Annotated in this window: 1 protein-coding gene; it reads left to right on the forward strand. The window is 65.0% G+C overall.

The features are described 5' to 3' along the window. Positions 1 to 240 precede the first annotated feature (240 nt). Entirely contained in the window at positions 241 to 1,305 is a 1,065-nt protein-coding gene (locus N1028_RS19695) for an IS110 family RNA-guided transposase (protein ID WP_259531234.1), read from the forward strand. Positions 1,306 to 1,313: the final 8 nt, after the last annotated feature.

The following is a 1,313-nucleotide window of genomic DNA, read 5'->3' on the forward strand; positions in this document are numbered from 1 at the left end:
CCCGCCAGACAGTGATGATGGTGGGAGGCACCCCCGCAGCGGTCGTCCTGACTCGCCGCCAGACTGACGTTGTGTCTTGATCGGGATCTGTCGGTCGGTTCGCTGCGGGGGTGTCTTGCACTCACGGTGCGAGGGGTTGTGACCTCATAGGAGCCTGTGCCAGCAAGCACCCATCACTGTCTTGTCCACCTCACTCAGCGCAGTGCGTGCCGTCCTATCGGTTGAGAGAGAGGAACGGCGATGACAACCATCGCACGAGAAGACAACAACAACCAGGCGCAGATCGCGGTCGGCGTCGACACACACCGTGACACCCACACCGCAGCCGTGATCGATTCCACCGGGCGGATGCTGGGCAGCGCCCAGTTCTCTGCTGATCCTGCCGGGTATCGGTCGCTTCTGGAGTGGGCAGTGACGTTCGGTGTGCTGCTGATCGCTGCCATCGAGGGCACCGGCGCCTATGGCGCGGGCCTGGCCCGCTATCTCATTTCCGAGGGTGTGGATCTGGTGGAGATCGACCGCCCCGATCGCAGGATCCGTCGACTCGCCGGAAAATCCGACCCGATCGATGCTGAAGCTGCCGCCCGGACCGGACTGGCCCGCGCCCGCACGGGAACACCAAAAGACCGCACGGGGAAAGTCGAAGCGCTCCGCAACCTCCGCGTTGCTCGCCGCAGCGCGATCGATCAGCGAGCAGACTGCGTCCGCCGCATCAAGACCCTCCTGATCACCGCCCCCGACGAACTCCGGGAACGCCTGCGTCACCTTACGAACCACAACCTGCTGCAGGCCTGCGCACACCTGCGCCCCGATCTCGCCCGAGCCGGCGAACCGATCCACGCCACCAAGATCGCCCTCCGCGCACTCGGCCGACGCTACGCAGCACTCAGCGACGAGATCGACGAACTCGAAGGCGTCATCGCGCCCTTGGTCGCCTCGATCAACCCCACACTCCTGACCCTCAGCGGCGTCGGACCCGACGTCGCCGGCCAGCTCCTGGTCACCGCCGGAGAAAACACCCACCGCCTCCACTCCGAAGCAGCGTTCGCAATGCTCTGCGGTGTCGCACCTATCCCCGCATCATCCGGCCGCACCCACCGTCACCGCCTCAACCGCGGCGGCGACAGACAAGCCAACGCAGCCCTCTACCGGATCGTCATCTGCCGACTCCGCTGGGATTCCCGCACCCTCGCCTACGTCGCCCGCCGCACCCAAGAAGGCCTCTCGAAGAAAGAGATCATCCGCTGCCTCAAACGCCTCATCGCCCGCGAAATCTACTACGTCATCACCACTAGACATCCATAGGAGCATCC

The organism is Herbiconiux oxytropis (assembly GCF_024979315.1).
In the GTDB taxonomy this organism is placed as follows: Bacteria; Actinomycetota; Actinomycetes; order Actinomycetales; family Microbacteriaceae; genus Herbiconiux; species Herbiconiux oxytropis.